Consider the following 26,627-nt stretch of genomic DNA (forward strand, 5'->3'; position numbering starts at 1 on the left):
TGTAAAAACTTTGTGTTCTCAGTGTAAGGCACAAGGGGGTGATGCAATGTCGCCCGTTTCGGGTGATTGTGAGGGTGAATGTAATTAGAGCAGATGGAGACGGCGTACAACTTCTCGGGCTTCTGTGCGGTTGGTTATGTTGAGCTTCCGATAAATGCGCTGGAGGTGCGTTTTGACCGTGTTCGTAGAGACAACGAGTTCACTGGCAATCTCTGGCTTGGAAAGACCAGCCACGAAAAGACGGAGTACCCGCTGTTCTTGTAAACTCAGTGGTTCTAGTATAGATGATTGTGTTGCAGAGCGCTGCTTCTGTTGGTTACCTTCTAAGGCGCGCAGGAGCGTCACCATGGCTTTCCCTTCGTCCAAGAAAAGCCGTTGATAGCCTTTTGCGCGGGCGTGAGGAAATACCTCTTGTAGTATGCGCTTGGCCTCACTTAGATTGTTCTGCTGGAAGTGTGTCAGTGCCATAAGAGCCTGTATCTCTATCACGCAAGCGATATAGGCGTGTTGGGAAGCCTTATTGAAGCATTGTTCAAGGAGCTGCTGTGCTTCTTGCATATCACCACGCATAAGCAGCAGGCGTACAACGAGTAAATCTTCCCTTATGAGCATAGATAGCGGTAACATAGCGTTGTTTATGGGACGTTCATTCATCCAGCACTGTACAGCCGCAAGATCTCCACTCATAAGGCGCAACCGGGCTTGCCAATAAAGGGTCTCTCGATAGAGGAAAGATGATGGATACCCCCGGGCGTGGGCGACGAGCTCAGCAATTTGCTGGTTCGCTTGTTCAGCATATCCACGAGCATACTGTACTTGCGCTAACACAAGCCCGGCCCGTATCTGGATGCCATCATCGAGGAGACGCTGTCCTAAATCTCGCGCTGCCTGTGCCTCCTCTGAGGCAGCATCCAGCATATTTCCTTCATAAGAAAGTTGAGCCAGGCCGAGCAGTGATTTCCCTCGATCAAAAAAGTCTTCTCCTGCTTCTGCGGGGATCGGTTGATAGGTTTCGGCTGCCCGTCGCAGCTCTCCTTGTTGGATATAGAGTTCGCCAAGCTCAAGCCTGATCGCGCGATCGCCATAGGGATTTCCTCTCCCCAACCGATTTAGCTCAAGTGCTTGCTGTAAAAGGGGCAATGCAACATCGAGCGAACCAAAGAAGCGTTCCTCTGTGCCGACAATACTCAGGCATACACTGCGCCATGCATCTTCTTTCTCCCCCAGATAGGTAAGTGCTTGTCTGGCGAAAGAACCTGCTTTCTTAAAGTCACCTTGCCAGCTAGTAAGCAGGGCGCGTAAGGTATATATTATGCCGCGTTGAGGTCGGTTTTCTCTGTCACTCCATTGTTGTTCCGCTGTATCGAGCAAGGCCTCGATCTTGCCAACTCGCTCGGGATCTGTCTCCATGCGTCCACTTGGATCGAAGAGACATATGTGTACATAGGCTAGATAGAGCGTATAGAAATTTTGTAGCACAGTCAGCGGAATTTGCGCGAACCAGCGTCGTAAGGTGTAGAATTCTTTGGCCATCTGCTCAAGTGATGGTCCGTATAGCTGTTCGATAAGGGTCGCTGCTCGTGTAAAATCCTTGGCTTTGAGAGCAGTTTCAATTGCATCGGTGAACTGGTTATGTTGCTCATACCAGATACTCGCCAGTTGAAAACTCGCATTGAATGCCTCAATCCCAAGTCGATGGAGCGCTTCATGCTGCATTGCCTCGGCAAAGAGTGAGTGATAGCGATACCACTGGCCTGCTCCGTCGAGCGGCTCCAAAAAAAGATTAGCTCGTTCGATCTGTTCAAGGAGCAGATCGCTATCTTTGCGGCCTGTGACTGTTTCACAGAGTGAGGCTGTCAGACGAGCGAGTCCACTTGTTTGCAACAAAAACATTTGTAGGGGTTCTGGCTGTGTATTGAGCACATCACTTACCAGATACTCCAAAAGTGGTCGATATCGGCCCGTGAGTGTTTCCACAAAACGTGCTAGCTCCTGATAGTTCGTGTACTTGCGTAACGCGAGTGCTAACAGGTTTAGTCCGGCACCCCAGCCTTCTGTTCGTTCATATGCACTCTCAACCATCTCCTCCGAAAGTGGAAATGGAAGGGCTTGCTGCAAGAATGAACGTGTCTCGGCCAGAGAAAAGCGTAAGTCGGCTGATCGTAACTCAAAAAAGTTTCCTTGTGCCCGTAAATGTGCTAGTTGCAATGGGAGATCGCTGCGTGAAAGTAGGATCACGTGGATTGTTGTAGGAAGATGGTCGAGAAAATAGGCAAGCATCTCATGGATGCATGATAGAGCAATAACGTGATAATCTTCTATGACGAGGACACACGGCTCCTCCAGCTTATTCAGGTCATTGATGAGTCTCGTTAATATGCTCTCAAATGGGAACCGGGTAGAATAATCAAAATGAAGTGGTTGTGTGGCGCTGAGCCATGCCAGTGTGGACTGGCCTACAGTCGTATCAAAACGCTGACAGGCAGCCGTGACATAACGCCAGAAGCGTATCGGGTCGTTATCATCTACATCTAATGATAACCAGGCAATCTTGAACTGCTCCTGATTAGGATTGCGAGCGGCAATCCATGCTCGTACTATTGTCGTCTTGCCAAAACCGGCTGGCGCGGAGAGCAGTGTGACTGCATGGTCCATGCCGCTATCAAGATGTGAGAAGAGTGATTCGCGTGGCAGCAGGAAGTGGCGAGGGCGCGGTAGCGCCAGTTTAGTACTTAGCAAGTCAGAAGAAATAGTAGTACTCGTTGATAGGTGCTGAATCTCACTCATACCATTATTTTCCGTGCTCTTCTCCAGGTTTTGCAGATTTTTTTCTGTATTTTACCACGTTAAGCGCTCCCTGTTCCTTCTCTGCTCCTAAGTGCTTTCTTCTTCTCGGTTTAGAATAACATGCTTGCAAACTTTTGTCAGATCCAACTTATCAGGAAAGTTTCTGGCGATTAGAAAAAAGCGAGATGCATTATCCGACGATGCCAGCGCTTGAAGCCATGATAGCGAGTTACAGCGTATTTTATATCTTGCAATGGATACTACAAGGAAATACATTTTTGTCCGGCCATTTCTCTACTATAGAGTTTGCCGCTGAATTCAAGCTTGCCTCCCATGTCGTCTACCATGTTCCAAGGTGTCCAGTTTGTTCGCCTATCGCCACACGTGGTATCCTGTCGCCATGGTTTGAGGAGATGAAAGGATGAGGACATTTCCTTCATGGAGGAGAGCCCTAACACCGCTTGCAGACTGTTTGCCGCACCTGAGATCACTGCCTTGATTGGCAGGCCATTCCTGCTCTGTTACAAGAAGAATACAAATATTTTGCATCCACCGGACTGCGTTATCAAGCGCTCGATTTAAGCCATTTCCATGATGTGCCAACCGTACTTGTCGTCCTGTGGGACCGAGCCGGCCTTTTCTCGGTAGGGGCGGCAAGCGCCCCTACGCCTGCTGTCTGGCGTAAAGCATTTATCGAGGCGTTTCAAGCGTATGACTGGACGCAGGTCTTGCATAAAACAGTGCAAACTGATTTCCTGAGCGAAGATTGCCAGATCAATTGCTGACGTTATCGTCGCTCATGCTGGCAAGTTTCAGGGGAAAGGGTTTCTCTTCAAGAGCTGGGAGCACTTTTAAAGAATTCTTATGGCAATGATTACGCTATGCAGTTAGGTGAAGGAAGTTTACAAAATTTTAGGGCAATTCCTTTTACGTCTTTGTCACCTCTGCTGTATTTTATAAAGCCTTTTTCTAAAATCTGCTCTACCTCCCACTTCTGGGCGAGGATTGGAAACAGAGAATCAGGCCTGTAATATATTCTCACTTGACAATGATGTTTATTTTACATTATCTTATAGAAAGTGGTAATATGCTTGATGAACAGTTAAAATGTTTAAATGAACCCAGAAGCAAAAAGCTACCTTGAAGAATTTCTTGAATATATCCAATGCAACTCTGTTCTTAGAGTGTGTCCTAGCTAGAACAATGAGCCGATAGTTCAGAGAAAGGAGAGTTCAGCCGAAAGCACAACTCGAAAGGAACGAACCAAGATGTGTGAGCCAATCAAGCGAAAACGTTACCCGTCGGATCTGACCGATGCGCAATGGGAGCTGATCAAGCCGTTCATCCCAGCAGTCTCTGCCCAGGCCACAACGGCCCTTCACGAGCGACGAGAAATCGTCAATGCTATCCTCTATGTGTTGCGCACAGGCTGCTCATGGCGACAGATGCCGCACGACCTGCCCAATGGCAAAACGGCCCATCACTACTTCCGCATCTGGACGCAGGCGGGGATTTGGGAGCCCATCATGGCCCACCTGCGCCGACAGGTACGCACCCAGATGGGGCGGGACCCGGAACCCAGCGCTGCGATCATCGATAGCCAGTCGATCAAAACGGCTCCCGTGCCAGGAAGCGACAAGGGCTTCGACGCGGGGAAAAAAAATCTATGGGCGTAAACGCCACGTGCTCGTGGATACGCAGGGTTTCCTTCTGGCTGTCAAAGTGCATGCCGCCAACATCGTGGATCGCGTGGGGGCCAGGCTCTTGCTCAGCCAGTTGCCGCGCTCTTTCCCGCGTCTGTGCCACCTCTTTGCGGATAAGGGCTATACAGGACCATTGCTCGACTGGATTGCGCAGCGATTGCACTGGACCACAGAACTGGTGCCACAGGCTCACAATAGGTCCCATCAGCACTGGATCCTCGTGGACGGCCAACCGGTTCTGCTGCCCCGGCCCAAGACGGGTTTTCAGGTGCAAAGGAAACGATGGGTCGTCGAACGCAGCTTGGCCTGGTTCACCCGTTTCCGCCGCTTAGCTCGCGACTACGAAGGGCTCACCACCAGTTCAGAAGCCTTTCTTCAGCTCGCCTCGGTTCGGCTTATGCTTTCGCGCTTATCTCCTTTCCGCTACTGATTCTTGTGGTTAGGACACTCTCTTAAAGAACAGATCAACTGGCAGGAATTACGCTGCTTTGCATTTAAGCATGCATATGATGCTCAAAATACTGCTGATACATACCCTACGCTTAGAAAGGTACTAGAGCGCCTGGGGGATGCACATAGTTTTTTTATACCTCCAGAGGAGGCTAGAAAATTTCTGCAAGGAGAGCAATATTCTGTAGGCCTCCTGGTTGTTTATCCCGAAGGAGTAGTTGTACAAGTGGCCACGGGGAGTCCTGCGCAAAGAGCAGGGATACGTGTAGGAGATAGGATTCAAGCACTGAATGGCAAATCTGTTGAAAATTTTCAGCATGCTCAAGAGTTGTACAAGGAACTATTTGCACCTCTCGTAAAACTGACTGTCAAGCGAGAACGCAGTCCAGGGGCATTCTTTATTACTCTACAAGCAAAGAGCTATCCCCGAGAGGCCAGGCTGCGTGGAGAGCGACTTGCCAGCCGTATAGGTTATCTCGATCTTCCAGGTGTAATGAATCTAGCACACCTTTGTAAACGCTATGCTACTAGTCTACATTCCCTTATACGCTCAATTGAGCAAATTCCAACACAAGGTTGGATTATCGATGTACGACGGAATACAGGAGGCTGCCTATGGCCTATGCTAGCCGGAGTTGGCCCGATTCTAGGAGAACAAGCGAGTGGAGCTTTTATGTTCCCTAAAGGGATGCAATCAACCTGGAGCTATTCCCATGGAGGTACAATGCTTACGAGTCAATGGGGAAAGTATGTGCGTAGATATGTTGACAAGCCTTATCTGCTCAAGTATCCTGCTACACCTGTAGCAATTTTAACCAGCCGACTGACATGTAGCTCCGGAGAATTTGTTGTCATATCCTTTCGTGGGAGAGCACAAACCAGAAGTTTCGGTGAAGCCACTCATGGCTCTCCAACCTCTATTCAGCGCAAAATTCTTAGAGATGGGGGCAATCTCTGTCTGGCAACGGCCTGGGGCTGTGATCGAACAGGTCAAATCTACACAAAGTCAATTCAACCGGATATGTTTGTCCCCTTGACTGGACTTTGATAGAGAAGCCAGAGGATGATCCTGTTGTCAAGGCTGCTCTTGAATGGTTGCAGAAACAGTAGATTCGTAGCCGTTATAACATCCAAAGTATGTTATGCGCTTTCATAGAAGAGATACTTCTTTGAGCCGTTCAATTTGGAGGATAATCTTCAGGGCTTGTTGTTCAAAATTTAGCAAACTTGAAAGCCAGCGATCGGCAGCGATCTCAATATATTCAACATCACTCTCCTCACGGGGAATTTCCAGAGCATCACGTAGATTTTGGGTAGAGCCCATATCAAACTGTTGTAACATTCGTAAGATTGCCATGAGGCTATAGCCGGATTGAACAAGAGTTCGGATGACACGTAAGCGTCCACATTCGTTTGAACCGTACAGGCGATAGCCATTTAAAGGATCACGAGGAACTGTAAGCAAGCCACTACGTTCCCAGTTGCGCAGCATATCTACTGTGACGTTCAGGTATTGAGCAGCCTCCTTAATATACATTGGAGGTCGAGAAGTTTCGGTTACCTGTCCTGTGGCCCAACTCTCAAGGAACCCTATAGCAGCTTCAGTGGAGGCTATTTCTACATGCAAATAGGCAAGATGTTGGTGTGCCAGCTCCATAGCGGTGGCAAGCTCACCTCTGGCGGCGCACTTTACAAGCTCTATAAGAATGTCCCTATCTCCCAGGAAAGGCCAGGTAAGTGCGAGACGAACAAGCCGAGCTTGCTCAAGATGTAAGGGTGAAAACTGGCGATAGCCGTTTTGGCCACGAGGAATAGTAGAAAAATAGCCCCATTCCTCGTACAATCTGATAGTATTGGGATGAACCCCAAGATCTTTAGCAATGTCGCTAGTTCGTAACAGGCAGGATGTCATCCTGGTACACCTCCCTTAATGAGCCTGCTGCAAGAAAATGGATAGCATATTAAATGCTACATGGAAAAACGGCTGAGGACAAGGGAGGGATATAATGTATATTGGTTTCCTGCACCCGCTCATGCATCATCTTTCACGCGTTTGAGCAAGAAAACGGGTATCTCACGGCCGTCTTCTGCTGGAATTCGCTGTAAGGCGGAAAGACCTGGGCTGCCTTCGCCCGCTCCTCGCCGCTTAGCAGCTTGGCCCGGGTAGGGAACTTCTCGGTGCCCACCTCGACTGTGATATCAGGATGAGCCATGAGATTGTGATACCATTGAGGATGCTTTGGCGCACCTCCCTTAGAGGCTACCGCCAGGTACGAATCGTCATAAGGGACTGCCATCAGGGGATAAACTCGCTCCTGCCCTGTCTTCGCTCCCTTCGTTGTAATGAGGATCAGTGGCGCTCCGCCTGCGATCTTTCCCCCATTGGCGCGAAACTCCTCGACCACTTTCAAGTTGTTCTCAATAAACTCAGCATCTTTCATGTGCTTTATCTCTCTGACTATCTTGTAAACTCGTCTAAAACTGCTAGAGAAAAGGTGAATATTGCTCTGTCTCCCTCAGTTTCATGACCTTGCTCCAGTTTTGTAAGTGCTGGTAATCCTCCAATCCATTCATACAAGATTAGTCTCTGATTTTCCATTTCCATTGTAAATCCTTCACAGTTTAGCTTGCAAGTTCTCACCCAGTTGGATAAGCGCCAAATCTGGGATCAAGTAGTCGTAGAATGGGTACCATCACTGAGCCGGTATAAACTGTTGTTCTATGGTACGCTGACATCCCGCCATCTGTGTGGCTACCTGAAAGAATTACAGTACGAGTCTGTACCATCTGGGAAGCCCATGCTCTTCCCCACTCCCAGCAGGATTTCTCCACAAGCACGGTCAGCTCAAAGCAGCACATGCAGCCATCCAGCAGCGAGGAAGAGAACGATCAGATGGGCTTGTCTCCTTGTTTCCCTTACTTGTTGAACTGACGTACCTGCGTAAACAGGCTGTCGATATATCTAAGGCGAGAGGAAGCTAATCTCTATGGGCAAACTGAGTACCACTTAACGTTTTAGGCATAAGATGTCATAGCTTTCCTGGCGAGATAGAGGTTGTTACTACTGCACCTGAGGAAGCGTAGCATGCCGCACATGTCGGTTCAGGGTGGTAGCGATAGCAAGGAGTATCAACCAGCCACCTAGAAGGAGAGCACTCCATTTGGCCCCAATTATTTGTATGATTATTCCCCAATAATAACTCCTATCGATTGTGCCCCTCGCATGATCAATTGGACAGTACTACTCATGCGGCCGCGCATCGAATCTGGAGTGGCAATTAGCCGATAGCTATTAATTGAAACTGTATATATTGGACTAATGAGCTCTTCGGCAGCCGCGATGAGACCCATTGCAAGAGTGCTAGGGGCAATGGCGTAGAGCGGGAACATCAAAGCTTCGAGCCAGAGCATACTGATGGCAATCTTGCCAAAACTAACATATTTGCGTACCCAATTGCTGGCAAGATTGCCCAGAAGAGCGCCAATAGCAGCCGCCGTAAAAATCGCGCCAATACCGCTGGGCGAAGTATGGAGATCCTGAGCGAGAACCAGAATAACAAGACCGCCTGCACCGTAGCGCAGATTATCAGCACCATTTATTAGAGTGAGAAAGAGTAGAAGTGGTTGTTTCCATAACCAGGAAAAGCCCTCAAGAATAGATTTGTGTAAGGGAAGGTGCGAAACTTCCTTCTGGCTCTGGAAATTTCCTCGAATGAGACCCAGCGAGAATACTGATAAGCCAAATGAGATCGCATTTGCCAGGAATGGAATTATGGCTCCAATGCTATAGAGCACGCCGGCAAGAAGCGATCCAAAGGTACGTACACAGGAATAGGCGGCCTGCGATTGGGAGAGAGCCGCCGGAAGCTGTTCCCGCGTTACTACATTAGGTAGCGCGGCGGTATTGGCTACTTCAAAGATTGTGCCAAGTATGCCTGTGAGGGTTACAATAATGTAGAGCTGCAGGATGTTCAGGGTATGAAACCAGAATGCAAGTGGGATAGTAATAGTGAGGAGCGTGCGTCCAGCATCGCAGATGAGCATAGTTGTTTTGCGATTCCATATATCGACGAGAGCCCCAGCTAGAGGGCTTATCACGATCACTGCAATAGTGCTTAGACTTATAGCGATGCCGGCCTGGACTATAGATCCGGTGAGTGCTAGAACCAGGAGCGGTAAGGCAAAGGATTGTTGCTGATTTCCAAGATATGAAACAATCTGGCCACCCTCTAAGAGCAAGTAGCTGTGATTAAGCCAGAGAGATTGGTTGGGTTTATGGGATTTCATAGATTCAAAACTCCATTCTCGCTTATCTGATATACAAGCGAGCCGGAGGCAGCACTTACGATCTTGCCGGGGCCATTCCTGCGGAGTGGAGAAAAAAGCTATTGTACGAAAGCGGTTAAAGTCATTCTTCCAGGTCTATTAGTGGCTCAAACTGATTTTTTTAGCGATAATGGCTTTTTCGACCAGGGAGCCCTCAATCACAGCAACATGCTGATAGCCAGTTTGATTTGTGAGCATCTTTGCTTGCTGGTTCGCAGCAGTCTGATGGCTCACGATAGTCTTGACGATAGCTTGCTGGTTGCCATACATTCTCCAGATATGATATGTCTCGATAGGTTGAGGCATCTCAAGCCCTCCTTTCTTTCACAAAGTTTCGAGAAGCAAACTTCTGGTAAACCGCTTTTGTGGAACAGCCAAAAAAGAACGAGCCATGGGGCAAGATAGTCTTGTGCCACCCATGGCTTGCTGATTTGACGTTTTGCTAATGCTTATTCTAGCTGCGTGTCAACATACCTTCCAAAAAAAGGCGCAGTACAACCCTGGGCGACACGAAGCGCTTTAACAACTTGCACGCCCCCACGAGGGACGCGCTGCCTTACGGCTGGCTTCTTTGCGGCGAGAGCCATACTACCCCCTTTCTTGTTCTATGCGCATGGATATCTGTATTGCTTAGAAGAAGTAACAATATGAAGATAGCATAACCAATTCGGGTAAGTCAACATATTTACCTCTCCTTGCAGACAAAGAAATCCTCTGCCCTTGACATATCACTTGCAGGCAGGTAAGATGTAACCATATAGTTACGTAACTATATGGTTACAAATATGCTTCTTTTGTTGTCTGTATGTATAAGAAAACAGAGAAAGGGCGCAGCATATGGCTCAGAACACCTTAGATGAACTATTCTCTCATCGGCTCAATCCTTATCCTTTCTTTAGGCAGATGCGTGAGGAACGACCATTCTCGCGTGTTAACTGGGCGGGGAGAGAAATGTGGCTGGCTACAACTTACGAAGATACTAGCGCAATTTTAAAGGACCCGCGTTTTACAATGGACTTGCAAAAGGTAGCAGTGATGATGAGCGAGCAAGGCGGGCGAAAAGAGGCTCCACTACGTTATGTGCCGTTAGCAGCCTGGCCCCATCTTCTCAACACAGATCCGCCCGAACATACGCGTCTGCGCAACCTGGTCTCCAAGGCTTTCACGCCACGTATGATTGAACAACTGAAGCCACGGATCAGCCAGGTTACTGATGAGCTAATCACTGCAGTTCAGGATAAGGGGCAAATGGATCTTATCGCAGATTTTACCTTTCCACTACCAATTACTATTATCCTGGATATGCTAGGTATCCCTGTAGCAGATCGGCAGCAATTTAGGACCTGGACCCAGGCAATCGTTCAAAGCCAAGGCGATGTAGAAATCGATAAGATCGAGGCGGGACGAACGGCTGAGAAAGAGTTTATCGATTATATCAAAATGTTATTGGCAACAAAGCATGCACATAGAGACGACGATTTGACTAGTAGACTGATTCAAGCCAGTGAACAGGGAGATACCTTGAGCGAAGAAGAAATCATCTCTATGGTTTTGCTGCTGATAACAGCGGGACATGAGACGACTGTCCATCTGATCGACAATGGAATGCTGGCACTACTGATGCATCCTGAACAGATGCAGCTCTTACGTGATGATCCATCATTGCTTGTTGCAGCTGTTGAGGAGCTTCTACGTTATGTCGCTCCAGTAAGTCTCTCTGCACCACGTTGGGCATGTGAAGACATTTCAATCCATGGTCATGTAGTGCGTAAAGGCGAGATGGTAAGGTGTGCTTTGTTGGGAGCTGATACAGATCCCCAGCAATTTTCTGACCCGGAATACCTGGATATTCTGCGCCAGGAAAAACAACACCTGAGCTTTGGCAAGGGCATCCATTTCTGTCTGGGAGCGCCACTAGCTCGCCTGGAAGGACAGATTGCGATTGAAGCGTTATTGAAGCGACTACCCAATCTGCAGCTTGCTTGTGCCCCTGAGCAGCTAGTGTGGCAGAATGCCGGTTCCTTGCGTGTCCTGGCAGCTTTGCCATTGAAGTTCTAGCACTTTCAGAAAAAGAACTTTTGCTGTGCTGCACTTGAGAAGAAGGCTAGCAGGTCTGATCCGTCCTCGTCGCTGGCTTTCTTCGTTTCGGTCATGCTTCGCAAAAAGATATGTGTTTCTCTCTATTTTCTAGGGACTGAGGGAAAGAAAAGCAATAGCTTGCGAAGCGGCAGATTGCGCCGCTTCCTTTTTAGTTTTCCCTTTGCCCCTTGTTTCTACACTGTGCCGATTAGTGATAGAGACCAGGCAAATACATTCAAATATCCTTGAGCGTGGAGGGCCGGAAGGTTCATAGGCATAAGTAATGCTTTGTACTGCTGCCCGCTGCTTCATTTCATTCAAGATGCTTACTGCAGGCTTCCGCGATAATGTTATACTGTTTTCCGTGGAGACAGGTTGCTGATGGAGAAGTTGGAGTAATTGTTGAGCTGCTAACTGTTCAGCCTGAACTCTTGTTTTGCCGCGTCCCTGAGCCTGATAAACCCTATTCTCAATAGAGATTGTCCCCTCAACAAGAAAGGTAGGAGCATGAGGAGGTCCTACTCTCTCGATTTCTTTGTAGAGTGGGGGATTCCACTTCTCAGCCTGAGCTCTTTCTAGGAGCTTGCCTTTATAGTTTTTGAGGGAGCTGTTGGCCTGGCTATCCTCTGCAGCGGAGGATGCAGGATTGGGAGGAGAAATCTCATGCGAAGCGACGTCGAGAGATGAAAGTTCAGCAGGGAGCTGCTTCTCGAAGCCTGCAATAAGCGCTAATAGTTCCGCGAAAGCTTTTTGTTTGGCGCGACTCTTTTGTGCTGAAATATGGGTAGAAGAAATATAACAGCGTTCTCCAATCTCTATAGAGGCTTTTGCCAGAAATGTTCTCTGATCGTCTGGCCCCCGAGGTGTGATTTCGCATTCAGGCTCGGCCCAACCGAGCGATTGCTTGCCCATTAGCAAAATACTGCCTGCATGATAAGTATGGTTCTGCAGCCATTGGAGGGCAGTTTGTTTCACAGTGCGCCAATTTTCTCCCTGATTGGGGAAGCGAAATAACAAGGTAAAGAGATCATGAGCAGAGAGAGCTTGATCTTTTAAACGAGCAAGTATTTCTTGCTCAACGGCCGGCTGTGGTGTTTGTTCTTGAGCTGCCATCCTGAGAACACTGTGAAATTGTTTTGCATCAAGTGTGCTTAATGGCCTGGGAGATTGGCTATGATTCTGAATGGCTTGATGAACCATATTACGTAGAATTTTATCGTGTTTTTCCAGGTGGTGAGATCGTTGTCGCTCTTTCTCGTTATCCTCTTCAGCATTAATATGAGCGGCAATGGTTTCGAGCTCTATTTTTGTATAAGGGCATGGCACACCTTCTAGAAACGCATGAAGTATCCTCTGGTTGACTAGATCAGGATAGCGGCGCAATGGTGAAGTCAGATGAAGATAAGCTGGCACATTCAAGCCAAAATGCCCTATGATGCTTGGAGCATAGCGAGCGCGTTCCAGAGCAATGTTGACAGTTGTACTTATACGTTCAGGCTGTGCTATCTCTGGATGCAAAATTACATTATCAAGCATCTCAAGTAATGTGGAACGTTGGGGAGCAATAGCTTTTGCCGTATGATTGCGATAAAGAGCTGGGATGTCCCGGCTGGCTAAAAAAAACGCTAGAGTCTGGTTGGTAAGAATCATGAATTCCTGGATAATGATATGTGCCTTATGACATTCTTTCTCTGTTAATTTCAGTAGTTGCCCCTCTTCCGTTGTGACCCAGCCGGAATGGAGATCATAGAGCGCAAGGGCTCCTCGTGCTCTTCGACGGTGGAAAAGGCTATTAGCTAGCTGGTATGCTGTTTGTAACAGAGGTGCAAATTTACTTCGAGGATGTTCTATCTCGTCATCTACTTCCTGAAAGCAGAAGCGCTTGAGGCTGGTGAGAGAAGTCCGATAGATATGTGGTTCTCCGGGATGAAGTTGTGCATCGAAGGGAAGAGCAAGCGTAAGAGTTGGGCGCATTTGTCCTTCGTGTAAGCTTAGACACTCTTCTGAGATTGCAGTAGGAAGCATAGGACGATTATAATCAGCGTTGTAGCGCGTAAAGGCGCGGGTAAAGGCTGATTTGTCCAATTCTGGAGCCAAGTGCCTCGTGATAAGCGAACCCACATCTGCAATAGTAATGAAAAGCGTATATCCTCCCTGGAGCCTGCTTTCGAGCCAGAACGCATCGTCTAAATCACGCGAAGTTGGGCCATCAATCGTTATACCTTTGACGATTGGTCTATCCGCGAGAATGGTCTTTGCTCTATGCTCTACGTCACTGATCTCTGCCAATGCTAGCGCAGAGAAGCTCTGGTTGCGTCTATCATAGTTTTTTATCATTCGCTATAGGCCTTTGTGTTCTGGTTTTGATATCTGTCGATGTGGGAATGCTTGAGAGCTTTGTAGGAGCGGGCAAAGATGGACCAGGAGAACTATAAATCCACCTTTGAGAAAATATACTATTTGAAGATAAATTGCTATTATTGCTCCTCATATCATAAAGTATACCACGGTATTGAAAAGAAAGGTTTCCTGTATGTTTACCTCACTTCCCCAGACGAGCGAAGCGTTTGAACGTTTAAGCTGGGCGGAGATCGAGCCCTGGTATCGAGAGCTACTAGAGAGTCCTCTTGTGTCGGAAACGCTCCAGCCCTGGATGGTCCAATGGTCGGATTTGAGCGCACTCGTCAATGAGACGATGATGCGCCTGGATATTGCCTGCACAACGAACACGGCTGACGAGGAACGTCCTCGGCGCAAGCAGAGATTCATGGAAGAAGTCTCTACTCCACAACAGGCACTGGATCAGCAGATCAAAGAGCGTCTGCTTGCCAGCGGGTTGGAGCCGGAGGGCTTTGCGCTTCCCCTGCGCAATCTGCGTACAGAAGCAGCGCTTTACCGCGAAGAGAATCTGCCACTGTTGAATGAAGATAAGGCTCTGGATGACGAATACTACCAGATTGGCGGAGCGCAAATGATCACGTGGAACGGGGAAGAGATGCCAAAAACCACAGTGGAACATGTCCTGTTTCATCCTGATCGCGCACAACGAGAACGAGCCTGGCGCGCTATTGCGGAGCGTGAAGCTGAAGATCGCGAAGAGCTCGATGCTCTCTGGATCAAAAAGATGCATGTGCGTCAGCAGATTGCGCGCAACGCCGGTTATGAGAACTACCGCGATTATCGCTGGCAACAATTGCTGCGCTTTGATTATACCCCTGATGATTGCAAGATATTCCACAGGACTGTAGAGCAGGTTATCGTGCCAGCAGCCAGCCAGCTCTTCGAGAAACGCCGGAAGCTGCTGGGTGTGGAGAAACTGCGCCCCTGGGATATGCTGGTTGACCCGCGAGCGAGTGAGGAGCCGGGCCGCATCTCCGATGTTGATGCACTGCTGAAGCAATGCCTTCCGGTTTTTCAGAGCATCGATCCTCAACTGGGAAGCTATTTTGAGACCATGCTCCAGGAGCAGCTTTTCGATCTGGAAGAGCGCCCAAACAAAGCTGACGATGGCTACAATCTGCCGCTAGAGGTCAGGCGCCGTCCTTTCATTTTTGGGAAAGTGAATGCGATTACCGACGTTGTGCCGTTGATCTTTCACGAAATGGGGCATGCCTTCCACGTCTTTGAGACCATCCCTCTGCCTTACATTCACCAGCGAAAAGAGGAGGCCATACCACTAGAGTTTGGCGAGGTTGCATCAACCAGCATGGAATTTATTGGGGCTATGCATCTTCACCAGGTCGGTCTTTGTACAGAACAGGAGGCGGCACGCCTGCGCATCCAGCACCTGGAGAATTTGCTGACAAACTTCTTGCCACTCATTGTTATGGGCGATGCCTTCCAGCACTGGGTTTACGATCACCCCAAACAAGGAATGAATCCTGAGCAGTGCCGGCAGAAGTGGGCAGAACTCTCGCAACGCTATCAACCAGCAATCGACTGGAGCGGTCTGGAGAGAGAATGTGGAAGTCGCTGGCAAGGGGTGCTGCACTACTATTGCTTTCCGTTCTATTTTATTGAATACGCCTTTGCCGCCTTAGGCGCTTTGCAGATCTGGGACAACTATCTTCACGATCAAGAGAGAGCGATCCGCCAGTATCGTTTCGCTCTCTCTCTTGGTGCGACAAGAACGGTGCCTGAACTCTATGAGGCGGCTGGAGCAAGATTTGCCTTTGATACGGATATGCTTGAGTATGTGGTGCAGTTGATCTCCCGGACTGTGGAAGATTTAGAGGCGCACGTGTAAAGAAACGCCTGCGTCCCACTCCAGTATGGAAATGTTGAGATGAAATTGGTGCTCATGTTGCCCTTTTCTGTTTGATGGGTGGTTGTCACGAGCTTCGAGAAGGCCGATGAAATGAGGAGAGAGGGATCAGTTCATCGCTCCCTCCTTCATCGTCCACCAGGGCACAAGTTCTTCCTTCGCCCGTATCGCTGTCTCATCCATCCTCCCGTATTGAACGAGCATCGTACCGCGATCCGATGGGTAAACAGGTCGTTACCACAATGAGCACCAAATGCACCTGTCTCGGCATCATCGAGGTGACACGCCGCCAATTTCAAGAAGCTGGCACGACCTGTGTGGAATGCCCAGCTTGCGGTGCACGCCGCACCCTCAAATCTCCCAAAGATTTGCCTCATTTTCCATCGCATCCGAGGCGCTTAACCCCTCCTCCAAAGAGAGAACGGCACTGGGTAGAGCAGGAAGAGATCTGGAAAGTGTCTGAAGGCCGAGGCTGGCGACAATCCGTGCTTACCTGAAACGAAAAGTTACGCGAGAAGAACAGTCATCCAGCGTCATTTGCCAACAAACAACATGCCAAACATAGCATGGAAAAGTACTGCAAGAAACAGTGCCATTTATCAATGATACCGCTTCTTAGGCCACCTAAAGCAATTCTCTAGAAAAGTATCCTGAGAAACACCATGGTGGTTTATGGATGCTCGGTCATGTGGAATCTGCAGGAGAAGGTCCAAAACTTCTTGAAAGCCGCTTGACTTAGAGCGCTCGAAGTATTTTATACTTGCTTCAGTATTCTCAAACGAATCGAGGAAGCTGATGCTTCCAGCTGCTAAAGGAAAGATATTCAGCATAAAACAAGATAAAGGGGTCAGATGCATGATAAGTGATATTCCAATAGTACAAACAGAAGCACCATTAACTATTAAGCAAATGGCTGAACTGAGCGGCATGAGTGAATATACGCTGCGCTACTACGAGAAGGTTGGGCTCATCGAGCCGATTCCGCGTGACGGAAACAGCGGCCATCGACGCTATCGTGCAGAGACAGTACGGATCGTGGAGAGGCTTTCGTGTCTGCGTGCCAGTGGCTTTTCTCTCGATGAAATGCGGCTGTACTTACAGCAGCGAAAACGTGGTGACGCAGCGGCAGCGGAGCAAAAAGCGTTGTTTCTGGCGCACGCCGAAGCAGTCGCGGAGGAAATCCGTAAACTGCAAATCCGGCAACGATATCTGAGTGGCAAGGTGGCGTACTGGGATGCACGTCTGGACGGCGACCTGGAACGGGCTGCGCAGATTGCCGAAGAGAACCAAGAGATCGCCAAAGCGTTGAAATAACAAACAGCCGATGGAGCATTAGAGGTTGCCTTTCTCGCACGAGTCAGGTGGTTAACCGGCGCGGCGATGATGATTGATGGCGAACTCAGCCTCTTAACTCATCACGCTGCTCAAGCATGTTCAATTCAAAAGGATTCTTACTTATTCCAAACAAATCATTCTAAGGAGACATCTATATGTCACTCACCTCATATGTGACGCTCGGTCACTCTGGATTGCGGGTCAGCCCGTTTTGTCTGGGCGGCATGTCCTTCGGAGAAGACCTGGGCTGGGGTTCTAGCGTTCAGGAGTCAGAAGCGATCATCTCGCGGTATCTGCAGGAGGGAGGCAACTTCATCGATACCGCCAACATTTACACCAGGGGTCACTCCGAGAAGATCATCGGCGACTTCTTCGCGCAGCACAAAGGCCGCAGAGATCGTGTAGTGATTGCGACCAAGTTCTTCTGCAACCTCTGGGCTGGCGACCCCAATGGAGGAGGAGGCAGCCGCAAAGCCATCATCGCTCAGTGCGAGGAGTCGCTTCGCCGACTGCAGACTGACTACATTGATCTCTACTACCTGCACAATTGGGATCGATTTACCCCGGTAGAAGAGACGATGCGCGCCTTGGAAGACCTGGTACGGACCGGGAAGGTTCGCTACATAGGTTTCTCCGATGCACCGGCATGGAAAGTTGCTCAGGCACAAATGATCGCACAGTTCCGGGGGTGGGCACCTCTCATTGCACTGCAGATCGAGTATTCGCTGCTGCAACGCACAGTGGAAGGAGAACTGATCCCTATGGCGCAGGAACTCGGACTGGGTGTGTTGCCGTGGGGTCCGCTCAAAGGGGGGATACTCTCAGGAAAGTACACACGCGAAAATCATCCGACGACGCAAAGGCAGCGGGGAGCGTCCATTGAACTCACCGACAAGGACTACACCATCATCGACCAGCTTCAGAAGTTTGCAGTGGAACTCGGCGCCGCTGTGTCCACTGTCGCCCTGGCCTGGGTGCAGAGCCAACCAGGCGTCACCTCGACTATCATTGGGGCCAGGACCATGGAGCACCTTGAGGCAAACCTGAATGCTCTGGACGTGCACTTGACCCCTGAACAGATCGCAACTCTGAATGCCGCGTCTAAGCCGGAGCTGAATTTCCCTGCCGAGTTCAACGCCAATCGGTCACCCAATTACGCGCATGCAGGCGCAACAGTCAATGGAATGCCAAGCCAACTTTATGTGAGTGTGCCGACGAACGATGCTCAGCGCTATTAACTCTGGCAGTACAGTGGCAAAAAATCTGCGGCAGAGTGCTGTTCAAGCGTGAACAACATGAACAGTTCACAGAAAGGATTCAACCATGAATAAGCGCATACTTGGAACAAGTCACGTAGAAGTTTCGGCGCTCGGACTCGGCTGTATGGGCATGAGCCATGCCTACGGTCCAGCATCCGACAAACAGGAGATGATCGCACTTATCCGGTCGGCGGTTGAGCGTGGCATCACGTTTTTTGATACAGCTGAATCGTATGGTCCGTATGTGAACGAAGAACTGGTGGGTGAAGCACTGGCTCCCTATCGTGAACAAGTGGTGATCGCCACCAAATTTGGATGGAACTTTGGCCCTAACGGGGAGCGATTGGGCCTTTCAAGTAGGCCCGAGCATATCATACAAGTTGTCGAGGGATCGCTCAAACGGCTCCGAGTTGAAGTCATTGATCTGTACTTTCAGCACCGTGTTGACCCAGAGGTGCCTATTGAAGACGTAGCTGGAACGGTGAAGGGGCTGATCGAGGCCGGAAAGGTGAAGCACTTTGGCCTTTCAGAAGCTGGGGCCCAAACGATTCGACGAGCCCATGCCGTTCAACCGCTCACGGCAGTCCAGAGCGAATACTCACTGTGGACGAGAGAGCCCGAAGCTGACGTGCTACCGACGTGCGAGGAACTGGGCATCGGGTTTGTGGCGTTTAGCCCGCTTGGTAGTGGCTACCTTACGGGAACGATTGTTCCCACCACGGTCTTCGACTCCTCTGACATCAGAAACACATACCCACGTTTTACCCCAGGAGCACGAGAGATAAATCAAGCTCTGGTCGATAGGCTTCGCAGGATCGCCTCACAGAAGCAGGTGTCGCCTGCCCAGATAGCGCTCGCCTGGCTGCTAGCCCAGAAACCCTGGATTGTTCCCATCCCAGGCACCCGCACACAGGAGCGATTGGAGGAGAACATGGGAGCTACCGACGTTAAGCTGACCGCCGAAGACCTCAGAGAGATCGAACGTGCCACATCAAAGTTCACAGTGCAGGGAGCCCGGCTTCCCGAGCATATGCTCAACATGACGGGTCGTTGAGTGACAAGCGATGTTTTTCAATAGCTCTGTGCAAGCCTCCACCCTGAGTTGGGGGGAGACGCCTGGCGAGGTGCCTCCTCTCCAGCGGCATCGGCCCCTCTGAAACGAAAATTATGTGAGAAGAACAGTCACATGGCGTCGTTTGCCAACAAACAACATGCCAAGCACAACATGGAGAAGTTGGGTTGGGCACAAACTTGTTGATGCTCGATTGCTTTCTGAGATAGCATGATTTATCATAGAAAATACCCCTTTCTGCTATAAAGTGTGAAGCTTACGCTGGTGCAAGAGAGGAAACGAGGCACGGCCAATCCCATGCGCTTAATCAGTTTGAGGTTATTGACTTGTCCTTGCTTTTGCAGATAATCCCTGCTAGACTGACTCGTAGGAGAAAAGTCGTCACAGAACATTCCTTCTCTTACGAGTCGATGCTTCTCCTACAATGATTGGCTCTTGTCCTTCGTGCTCAAACGAGGATCTCCTGAAGTTCTGAGTAGTCCAAATGAGACACGAAAACTCGTGCCAGAAACTATTTGAGAGGAAAAGCGATCTTTGCGCTGGGGTATTGGGCTGGATGTCAGGTCAGTGATGTGGCGCACCTGCTGATGGAGCATACTCATGTGGAACCCAAGATTGGATGGCTGCGTGTGGGGCACAAGGGGGAGAAGTTTCGCGAGATCGATCTCTTAAATGAAGCACGCAGGCCACTGAACGAGTATCTCCTGCATGGAGGACGAGATCGAGAAAGCCTGTATGTCTTCACTTCCCAACGTGCGCTGCAACTCTCCGAAGCTGGCATTCACCATTGGTTCCGTACCCTCAAGAGGAGCGCTACCCAGGAGCAATGGGAGTTGATTGCTGATGTGACCTTTCATGATCTTCGCCATGACTTTGCCCATCGAGCGCGTGCGGCGGGGTGGTCGTTAGAGGAGTTGGCCTATTACCTGGGTCATGTGACAGTGAAGGGAACACCTGCCATCCAGACGACCGTTCGCTACACTCAGGTCAGCTGGTCACGCGTCAAGGAAAAGCTCAAACTGTTAAAAGGATAGGGAGACTCTCGATCAGGCAGGGACATCTGATCGAGGAGAAACGAAGATGAAAGAGACGTTGCTGACGACAAAATTACTCGTACCGCGCTTGCCCGTTCAGCATATCCCACGGCAGCACTTGATCGCGCACCTTGAGAGCTGCAAGCTCTTCCCCCTGACGCTTGTTTCTGCGCCTGCGGGTTCAGGAAAGACCACACTCTTAGTGGAGTGGGTGCGTCGAACTTCGATGCCTGTCTCCTGGCTTTCACTAGAGACCGGAGACAGCGACTTCACGCGGTTCCTGACCTATCTGGGGGCCTCGCTGCGCACCCTTGGCATCCATCTCTCGATTGAGGAGTTGCTTTCTTCCAACCCAACTTCCCCTCAAGAGAGGGTCCTGATTCCGCTCATTAATGATCTTGACGCTTCCCTCTCCACTGATGTTGCACTCGTCCTCGATGACTATCATCTGATTGAGAGCGAAGCTGTGCATCTGATACTCCTCTTTTTGCTTGAGCATCTTCCTCAACGTCTCCATCTGATTCTCGGAACGCGCAGCGATCCACCTTTGCCTCTGGTTCGTTGGCGCGCTCGTGGCTTCTTGAGCGAGATCCGTGCTCAAGCTTTGCGTTTCACTTCTCCTGAAATCCAGTCATTTTTGCACCGCATGCAATTGGAATTGGCACCTGCTACCCTGCGCCACCTTGAGGAGCGCACAGAAGGCTGGGCTGCCGGCATACAACTGGTTGCCCTGGCCCTGCGTCATCATCACGACCATGACACCTTTCTCCGTCAGCTGCGCGGCAGTTCGCATTTTCTGCTCGAATATGTTCATGAGGAGATACTGGCAAACCTTCCACAAGAAGTGCGCACCTTTCTGTTGCGGACAAGTATCCTGGAGCGGATGACGGCTTCGCTCTGCGACACGCTTCTAGAGCGGACAGATAGTCAGACCATGCTCAAGTATCTGCGCCAGGCCAATCTCTTTGTCAGTGCGCTTGATGAGACGGGCGAGTGGTATTGCTATCACGGCCTCTTTGCCGAAGGGTTACGTTATCACCTTTCCCAACAAGAGCCGGATCTGGTTTCAACACTGTGTCATCGTGCCAGTATCTGGTACGAAGAGCATGGGATGCTCTTTGAAGCCTGCGAGTATGCTGTGCAGGCCAAAGATGTTCCACGAGCGATTCCTCTGATCGAACACCATGTTCGCTATCTCATCGGGCATCTCGAATTTTCTCTGCTCCACCGCTGGCTCTCGCAGCTACCACGTGAGAGTATTACACACCGCCCGCTCCTGGTTGTTGCTTCTGCCTGGCTTCTGTTTATTCAGGGTCAAGGAGGGTATCGGGAGCAGAGCATCACGCAGCTTCAAGAGGGAGGGCAAGGACATGTCGAACCGCTGGATCACGCGGAATGGGCAGAAGCGCAGGTAGACCTTCATTTCTTTTCTGTCATCCAGGCACTGCTCACCCATAAATCTAGCCAAGCAGTAGCGCTTGCTCAGCGCACCCTCGAATTGCTCCCTGCATACCGAGAGGATCTGCGACATCTGGGCTCGCTTTATCTCCGGCTCGCTGAGTGCGCTCATCAACTGCGTGCTGGAGATTTTGCAGCGGCTGAACGTGGGTTGATCGAGGTCAGTACGCAGACGAATGCCGCAGACTATCCACTGCTTAGCGTGCTTGCGATGACGGATCTGGCAGAACTCTACGAGGCCCAGGGCGCTTTACCCAAGCTTGCACGTCTCTACCAGCAGCTTTTTCAGTTGTTTCGTTCCAAGAATCTGGCACTGCCAGAACTCATCGCCTGGGCCTACATGAAGTATGCCGAGTTGCTGCTGGAATGGAACCAGGTGGATGCATCTGAGGAAGCGCTCAAACCAGCATTGGCCGCGAGTCAGCAATCACAGACCAATGCACTCATGCTCTCTTGTCGCTTCGTCCAGTTTCGCATGTGCCTGGCCAGGAGACGAGAAGCAGATGCACTTACGCTGCTCCACGAGCTAGAAACAGGCGACGAGAGCACTGAACCTGGAGCAACGGGAGGAATCGGTATGCTAGCGCGCATACGCTGGTTGCTTCATCAAGGCAAGCTCGATGAAGCACAGGCCAGGCTCCAAACCAGCGGCGTGGGCTACGACGATCCATTGAAAGAACCGCCAGGCGCTCAACTTTTTATGCTCTATATGTCCCTGGCGCGCGTGCTCATCGCCCATGGTCGCAGTTTTTCCCAACACCTCCCGATCAAGCAGGCCCTGACGTTGCTTGATCGCCTCTATCCTCTCTATGAGCAAGTGGGTTTCGCGGGGCGCATCATTGAAATCCTGCTGCTCAAGTCCCTTGCCTTCTCGGCGCAAGGGGAGACGCAGGCAGCGCTCTCCCAGCTTTCGCATGCGCTCTCCCTGGCTGAACCTGATGGTTTCGTGCGTCTCTTCGCCGACGAGGGTGAACCGATGGCTCGTTTGCTCATGCGTCTCGCGGTCCAGAAGCCGGGGAGCGCCTCGTATATTCGTACGCTTCTGGACGCCACATCTTTTGCCAGCGCCTCAGAACAGGAGAAAGAACAACGACAACATGCCTCTGTTTCGCCTCCCCCACTTCTGGAAGCGCTCAGTGCCCGTGAAATGGAGGTTCTCGAACTGCTGGTTGCAGGCGCGGCGAATCAAGAGATCGCCGCCCAGCTGGTAATCTCCCCCAATACGGTCAAACGGCATGTGAAGCATATTCTTGCCAAACTTGCTGTGACCAATCGCACGCAAGCGGTTGTGCGCGCCCGTGAACTGCGCCTGGTGTAATCTGAGCGTTCTCCCACAATACTCCCTCTTTTCATAGCAATGCTCCCTGTGATACTCCTCTGGGAGGATGGCTAGCCGCTCCCTCTCCCCTATACTGATGGCGAAGCACCTGTTCCTATACTTCAAGGGCAGGAACATCAAAGAAGCGAGGCGTCTTCGCTCTCTCAGAACAAGCGGCTTACTGCTTAGCTTTGCGACCACTCGCTTCTTCCAGCAAAGAGCCTTGCGCTGTTCAGAAATGGATACCGACTCTCTCATCCGCATGAAAGGAAACTGTGTATTATGCATCAGATTACGTTGGATGATTTGCTCTCACAGGAAGCAATACAAAACCCATGTCCATTCTATGCTCACTTACGCATGAAAGAACCTCTTACCCGTTTCACTGACATTGATGGGACAGATGCCTGGCTCGTCACAAGCTATAATGAGGCTCTCGCTCTTCTGACAGATCCACGTTTTACGAACACAAAACAGCAGGTGTCGTCGCAGCAAGATGGGCAGAGAGCGCTTCAGGAAAGTACAACCGATGAGGAGCACACTTTGTCGGCTGGAAACATGCTAAGTTTTACACACTTGCGCCCCCTGGTTGCAAAAGCATTTACACCACGCCGGGTTGAGCAGTTACGTCTGCGCATTCAGCAGATCGCTGATGCACTGCTGGACGCGGTGCATCGGCAAGGAAAAATGGATCTGATTGCTGATTTTGCTTATCCACTCCCAATCACCGTCATTTTAGAATTACTAGGGATTCCAGGAGAGGATCGTCAGACATTTCGCGCCTGGTCACAGGCCATTGTAAGCACACCCAACGATAGTGAGCAGGAGGAAGTACGCGCAGTTGCTCACAAGGAACTCACGCACTACATTGCAACGCTCCTCTCCACCAGGCGAAAGCTACCTGGCAATGACCTGGTGAGTGATCTTGTCATGCGAGAAGAGAATGAAAGAAAACTTCATGAGCAAGAACTCACTTTTATCATTTTCGTGCTGCTCATCGCCGGGCATGAGACCACCGCCAATTTGATTGGCACCAGCATGCTGGCGCTGTTAGAGCATCCTCTCCAATTGCAGGTGCTCCGTGACGATCCCTCTCTGATCCCTGTAGCCGTCGAGGAGTTGCTGCGCTATACCGCTCCAGTAAGTACTTCAGGCCCCCGTTGGGCACGTGAAGACGTTGTCATAGAGAGCAACGTGATCCGTCGAGGCCAGGCGGTGTATGTTTCTTTGGTCGCGGCCAATTGCGATCCGCAGCAGTTCACTGCTCCAGAGGAGTTGGATATTACCCGCCAGGGCAATCAGCATCTGGCCTTTGGCAAGGGTATTCATTTCTGCCTCGGGGCACCGTTAGCCCGCCTGGAGGGTCAAATTGCTTTGAGTACCCTCCTACGACGCATGCCTCATCTGCGCCGGGCAAGCAAGACTGAGCAGTTCGTCTGGAAACGCGATCTCTTTTTGCGTGGCGTCACGAGTCTACCAGTAACATTCTCGATCTGATGGCATTTTTTGAGCGAAAGAGTTGGTAATGGAAAATCAAGCAATACCAATATTAGATAAGGCTTCTGGATCACAAGCTCGTTCAAGTGAGGTCGTGATCCGTCTGAGCAATGTTTCGCGCTATTATGGGAAACGTCTCGCGGTCAACCAACTGAACTTAGAGGTGCGCCGTGGTGACATCTTCGGCTTCCTGGGTCCCAATGGGGCAGGCAAGACAACGACTATTCGTATGATCTTTGGCCTGATCTCCCCGCACGCTGGTCGTATCGAGATTCTTGGAAAAGAGAGTGTCAGGTATCGTACACAGGTGTTACCTCGTGTAGGGGCCTTGATTGAAACTCCCACACTCTATCCCTATCTGTCAGGGCGTGACAACCTGGAGGCGATTGCTGCTGTGCTTGGAGGTCTTCCGAGCCAGCATATTGACCACGTTTTAGAACTCGTCGGTCTGCATGGGCGCCAGAAGGATCGGGTACGAACCTATTCATTGGGGATGAAACAGCGCCTGGGCGTTGCCATCGCGCTGCTGCATGATCCTGACATCGTGGTGTTGGATGAACCTGCCAATGGATTAGACCCTGCTGGAATCGTCGAGATGCGCGACCTGATGTATCAGTTGGCTGCCAGGGGAAAGACCGTCTTCCTCTCCAGTCATATTCTCTCTGAAATTCAGCAGATCTGTTCACGTGTCGCTGTCATCAATCGTGGTCAGCTACTCACTGAAGCAGCCGTAGAAGATCTCACCCGTGGGACAGGCGAGTTTCTTGTCAAGGTTGAGGAGCCCATCAGGGCGCTTGCGTTACTGCATGACCAACCCTGGGGCCGGAAAGCGCGACTGGATGAGCATGGTGCGCTGATTACACCAGCCCCCAATAAGCGAGGGTCTGATCTGAGCACCTTTCTCGTCAAGTCTGGCTTCGCGCCTGAGACTCTGGCTTCAGTTATCCTCGATCTTGAGAGCGTTTTTCTGACAATGACCGATTCCAAAGGAGGAGAAGAACGATGAAGAATGCCCTTTCCCAGAGCAGGCAAGCGACCCGCCCGGATATCGCTAGTATTCACTTCTTCGGAATTGTTCGCAGTGAATGGCTCAAGGTCTGCCGTATGCGCCAAATCAGGATGCTCTTCTTCCTCTTGCTTGTTGTTGTGAGTTTGCCAGATATCATTCTACTTGCATTTGGAAATATCCAGGCAGCTTTTGGAAGTCCACACGCAGCTCTGCTTTCCGCAACATCTGGATTAGCGGTTGTGCGGGCCTCTCTCGGTTTTTTTCTGCTCATCGTGACCGCGTATGTCTATGGGCACGAGTATCAGTATGGGACCATCCGCATCGTACTGGCACGTGGTGTGGGGCGTCTCCAACTGCTTTTCGGCAAGCTTCTGGCTGTGGCGGGAGTAGCGCTGGTTGTCCTGGGATTGTGTCTGCTCCTGAGCTTTCTCTGGCTCGCCGTCATCCTGGCGGTCAGAGTTGGCAGTTTTGACACACTCAGTACACTGGCCTGGCCTAGTATCGGACTCTACATACTGACTATTCTCACCAGCATGGGTGCGACTATGCTGGTAGCAGTCACCTTCACTTCGTTAGGGCGCTCGCTTCCCTTTGCTTTGAGTGCGAGTCTGCTCTGGTTCCCAGTGGATAATTTTCTGCCTTTGCTCTGCCAGCTTGGATATATGCTGACACACCAGAGCCTCTGGCTCAATCTGACCCAGTATCAGCTGGGGCCAGTGCTCAATTATATGCCAGTTGGCTGGTTGGGAGACACGGTGTTCCCTATTGGCACAACACCATACGCCGCCGCGGTAGTCCAGGGAAAAAGTGTTGCGCAAATAGCCACATTGAGCCATGTTCATGTCTGGTTGGTGATTGGCGTATACTCCGTCATCTTCCTGGTTTCCTCCATGCTGCTCACAGCCAAGCGCGAGGTGCGCGAATAGCCTGTTTCTAGTACTCGGCTGGCTCGCTTCCCAGATAAGGCTTGTCGCCTTTGGAACGCGTGTGATTGTGCAGGCCAGCCCATTGAAGAAAGAAGGGAGATTTTCATGCG

Annotated in this window: 20 protein-coding genes; 14 read left to right on the plus strand and 6 right to left on the minus strand. The window is 50.5% G+C overall.

The window, feature by feature from the left end; genetic code table 11:
- Positions 1 to 84 precede the first annotated feature (84 nt).
- Positions 85 to 2,787, minus strand: a complete 2,703-nt coding sequence (locus tag EPA93_RS14560; protein WP_129888217.1) for a winged helix-turn-helix domain-containing protein — start codon at positions 2,785 to 2,787, stop codon at positions 85 to 87.
- A 518-nt stretch (positions 2,788 to 3,305) separates the two neighbouring features.
- Between EPA93_RS14560 and EPA93_RS14565 the strand changes: the two genes are divergently transcribed.
- The 3 genes from EPA93_RS14565 to EPA93_RS14575 all read left to right on the plus strand — a co-directional run bounded on the left by EPA93_RS14565 (position 3,306) and on the right by EPA93_RS14575 (position 5,988).
- Entirely contained in the window at positions 3,306 to 3,572 is a 267-nt protein-coding gene (locus tag EPA93_RS14565) for a YcaO-like family protein (RefSeq protein WP_277988973.1), read from the plus strand.
- A 483-nt stretch (positions 3,573 to 4,055) separates the two neighbouring features.
- Positions 4,056 to 4,920, plus strand: a protein-coding gene (locus EPA93_RS14570; RefSeq protein ID WP_242527276.1) for an IS5 family transposase whose coding sequence is annotated in 2 segments (ribosomal slippage) — positions 4,056 to 4,439 and positions 4,441 to 4,920 — 864 coding nt in all. Because the reading frame shifts where the segments join, the coding sequence is not laid out codon by codon here.
- Positions 4,921 to 4,923: 3 nt separating this feature from the next.
- A complete protein-coding gene (locus EPA93_RS14575) occupies positions 4,924 to 5,988 on the plus strand; it encodes a S41 family peptidase (RefSeq protein ID WP_129888219.1) in 1,065 nt (354 codons plus the stop codon).
- A gap of 102 nt (positions 5,989 to 6,090) precedes the next feature.
- On the opposite strand, the gene EPA93_RS14580 is transcribed toward EPA93_RS14575, so the two are convergent.
- The 4 genes from EPA93_RS14580 to EPA93_RS14595 form a co-directional block, all read right to left on the minus strand.
- Positions 6,091 to 6,852 (minus strand): MerR family transcriptional regulator, encoded by a 762-nt coding sequence (locus EPA93_RS14580; protein ID WP_129888220.1) that lies wholly within the window; start codon positions 6,850 to 6,852, stop codon positions 6,091 to 6,093.
- Between the two features lie 133 nt (positions 6,853 to 6,985).
- The gene (locus EPA93_RS14585) at positions 6,986 to 7,381 is read right to left on the minus strand and encodes a nitroreductase family deazaflavin-dependent oxidoreductase (protein ID WP_207229549.1); all 396 of its coding nucleotides are present in this window, start codon (positions 7,379 to 7,381) and stop codon (positions 6,986 to 6,988) included.
- Between the two features lie 742 nt (positions 7,382 to 8,123).
- A complete protein-coding gene (locus EPA93_RS14590; RefSeq protein ID WP_129888221.1) occupies positions 8,124 to 9,227 on the minus strand; it encodes an MFS transporter in 1,104 nt (367 codons plus the stop codon).
- Positions 9,228 to 9,365: 138 nt separating this feature from the next.
- Positions 9,366 to 9,572, minus strand: coding sequence for a hypothetical protein (locus tag EPA93_RS14595; RefSeq protein WP_129888222.1), 207 nt, complete (start codon positions 9,570 to 9,572; stop codon positions 9,366 to 9,368).
- A gap of 531 nt (positions 9,573 to 10,103) precedes the next feature.
- Between EPA93_RS14595 and EPA93_RS14600 the strand changes: the two genes are divergently transcribed.
- Positions 10,104 to 11,324 carry a cytochrome P450 family protein gene (locus tag EPA93_RS14600; RefSeq protein WP_129888223.1) on the plus strand — a complete coding sequence of 407 codons (1,221 nt, stop codon included), beginning with the start codon at positions 10,104 to 10,106 and terminating at the stop codon, positions 11,322 to 11,324.
- A 129-nt stretch (positions 11,325 to 11,453) separates the two neighbouring features.
- Here EPA93_RS14600 and EPA93_RS14605 read toward each other — a convergent pair whose 3' ends face one another.
- On the minus strand, positions 11,454 to 13,682 hold the full coding sequence (locus EPA93_RS14605) for an RNB domain-containing ribonuclease (RefSeq protein ID WP_129888224.1): 2,229 nt from the start codon (positions 13,680 to 13,682) through the stop codon (positions 11,454 to 11,456).
- 196 nt (positions 13,683 to 13,878) lie between these two features.
- Between EPA93_RS14605 and EPA93_RS14610 the strand changes: the two genes are divergently transcribed.
- The 10 genes from EPA93_RS14610 to EPA93_RS14655 all read left to right on the plus strand — a co-directional run bounded on the left by EPA93_RS14610 (position 13,879) and on the right by EPA93_RS14655 (position 26,517).
- Positions 13,879 to 15,591, plus strand: coding sequence for a M3 family oligoendopeptidase (locus tag EPA93_RS14610; RefSeq protein ID WP_129888225.1), 1,713 nt, complete (start codon positions 13,879 to 13,881; stop codon positions 15,589 to 15,591).
- 236 nt (positions 15,592 to 15,827) lie between these two features.
- Entirely contained in the window at positions 15,828 to 16,106 is a 279-nt protein-coding gene (locus tag EPA93_RS14615) for a hypothetical protein (RefSeq protein WP_129888226.1), read from the plus strand.
- Between the two features lie 358 nt (positions 16,107 to 16,464).
- On the plus strand, positions 16,465 to 16,923 hold the full coding sequence (locus EPA93_RS14620) for a MerR family transcriptional regulator (protein ID WP_129888227.1): 459 nt from the start codon (positions 16,465 to 16,467) through the stop codon (positions 16,921 to 16,923).
- Between the two features lie 176 nt (positions 16,924 to 17,099).
- Complete coding sequence (locus tag EPA93_RS14625; protein ID WP_129888228.1) at positions 17,100 to 18,182, plus strand: aldo/keto reductase; 1,083 nt, start codon at positions 17,100 to 17,102, stop codon at positions 18,180 to 18,182.
- A gap of 85 nt (positions 18,183 to 18,267) precedes the next feature.
- Positions 18,268 to 19,257, plus strand: coding sequence for an aldo/keto reductase (locus EPA93_RS14630; protein WP_129888229.1), 990 nt, complete (start codon positions 18,268 to 18,270; stop codon positions 19,255 to 19,257).
- 533 nt (positions 19,258 to 19,790) lie between these two features.
- Entirely contained in the window at positions 19,791 to 20,309 is a 519-nt protein-coding gene (locus EPA93_RS14635; protein ID WP_129888230.1) for a tyrosine-type recombinase/integrase, read from the plus strand.
- Positions 20,310 to 20,355: 46 nt separating this feature from the next.
- Positions 20,356 to 23,085, plus strand: coding sequence for a winged helix-turn-helix domain-containing protein (locus EPA93_RS14640; RefSeq protein WP_129888231.1), 2,730 nt, complete (start codon positions 20,356 to 20,358; stop codon positions 23,083 to 23,085).
- Positions 23,086 to 23,367: 282 nt separating this feature from the next.
- Positions 23,368 to 24,582 (plus strand): cytochrome P450 family protein, encoded by a 1,215-nt coding sequence (locus tag EPA93_RS14645; RefSeq protein WP_129888232.1) that lies wholly within the window; start codon positions 23,368 to 23,370, stop codon positions 24,580 to 24,582.
- 28 nt (positions 24,583 to 24,610) lie between these two features.
- A complete protein-coding gene (locus EPA93_RS14650) occupies positions 24,611 to 25,588 on the plus strand; it encodes an ABC transporter ATP-binding protein (protein ID WP_129888233.1) in 978 nt (325 codons plus the stop codon).
- Complete coding sequence (locus EPA93_RS14655) at positions 25,585 to 26,517, plus strand: ABC transporter permease (RefSeq protein WP_129888234.1); 933 nt, start codon at positions 25,585 to 25,587, stop codon at positions 26,515 to 26,517. The genes EPA93_RS14650 and EPA93_RS14655 overlap by 4 nt, the downstream gene beginning before the upstream one ends.
- Positions 26,518 to 26,627: the final 110 nt, after the last annotated feature.

The organism is Ktedonosporobacter rubrisoli, assembly GCF_004208415.1.
GTDB classification, from domain to species: Bacteria; Chloroflexota; Ktedonobacteria; order Ktedonobacterales; family Ktedonobacteraceae; genus Ktedonosporobacter; species Ktedonosporobacter rubrisoli.

What these genes read in the sequence shown, in the direction of transcription:
- EPA93_RS14560 (WP_129888217.1), bottom strand. Translation starts at nt 2,787, where the DNA reads ATGAGTGAGATTCAGCACCTATCAACGAGTACTACTATTTCTTCTGAC.
- EPA93_RS14580 (WP_129888220.1), bottom strand. Translation starts at nt 6,852, where the DNA reads ATGACATCCTGCCTGTTACGAACTAGCGACATTGCTAAAGATCTTGGG.
- EPA93_RS14585 (WP_207229549.1), bottom strand. Translation starts at nt 7,381, where the DNA reads ATGAAAGATGCTGAGTTTATTGAGAACAACTTGAAAGTGGTCGAGGAG.
- EPA93_RS14590 (WP_129888221.1), bottom strand. Translation starts at nt 9,227, where the DNA reads ATGAAATCCCATAAACCCAACCAATCTCTCTGGCTTAATCACAGCTAC.
- EPA93_RS14595 (WP_129888222.1), bottom strand. Translation starts at nt 9,572, where the DNA reads ATGCCTCAACCTATCGAGACATATCATATCTGGAGAATGTATGGCAAC.
- EPA93_RS14600 (WP_129888223.1), top strand. Translation starts at nt 10,104, where the DNA reads ATGGCTCAGAACACCTTAGATGAACTATTCTCTCATCGGCTCAATCCT.
- EPA93_RS14605 (WP_129888224.1), bottom strand. Translation starts at nt 13,682, where the DNA reads ATGATAAAAAACTATGATAGACGCAACCAGAGCTTCTCTGCGCTAGCA.
- EPA93_RS14610 (WP_129888225.1), top strand. Translation starts at nt 13,879, where the DNA reads ATGTTTACCTCACTTCCCCAGACGAGCGAAGCGTTTGAACGTTTAAGC.
- EPA93_RS14615 (WP_129888226.1), top strand. Translation starts at nt 15,828, where the DNA reads ATGGGTAAACAGGTCGTTACCACAATGAGCACCAAATGCACCTGTCTC.
- EPA93_RS14620 (WP_129888227.1), top strand. Translation starts at nt 16,465, where the DNA reads ATGATAAGTGATATTCCAATAGTACAAACAGAAGCACCATTAACTATT.
- EPA93_RS14625 (WP_129888228.1), top strand. Translation starts at nt 17,100, where the DNA reads ATGTCACTCACCTCATATGTGACGCTCGGTCACTCTGGATTGCGGGTC.
- EPA93_RS14630 (WP_129888229.1), top strand. Translation starts at nt 18,268, where the DNA reads ATGAATAAGCGCATACTTGGAACAAGTCACGTAGAAGTTTCGGCGCTC.
- EPA93_RS14640 (WP_129888231.1), top strand. Translation starts at nt 20,356, where the DNA reads ATGAAAGAGACGTTGCTGACGACAAAATTACTCGTACCGCGCTTGCCC.
- EPA93_RS14645 (WP_129888232.1), top strand. Translation starts at nt 23,368, where the DNA reads ATGCATCAGATTACGTTGGATGATTTGCTCTCACAGGAAGCAATACAA.
- EPA93_RS14650 (WP_129888233.1), top strand. Translation starts at nt 24,611, where the DNA reads ATGGAAAATCAAGCAATACCAATATTAGATAAGGCTTCTGGATCACAA.
- EPA93_RS14655 (WP_129888234.1), top strand. Translation starts at nt 25,585, where the DNA reads ATGAAGAATGCCCTTTCCCAGAGCAGGCAAGCGACCCGCCCGGATATC.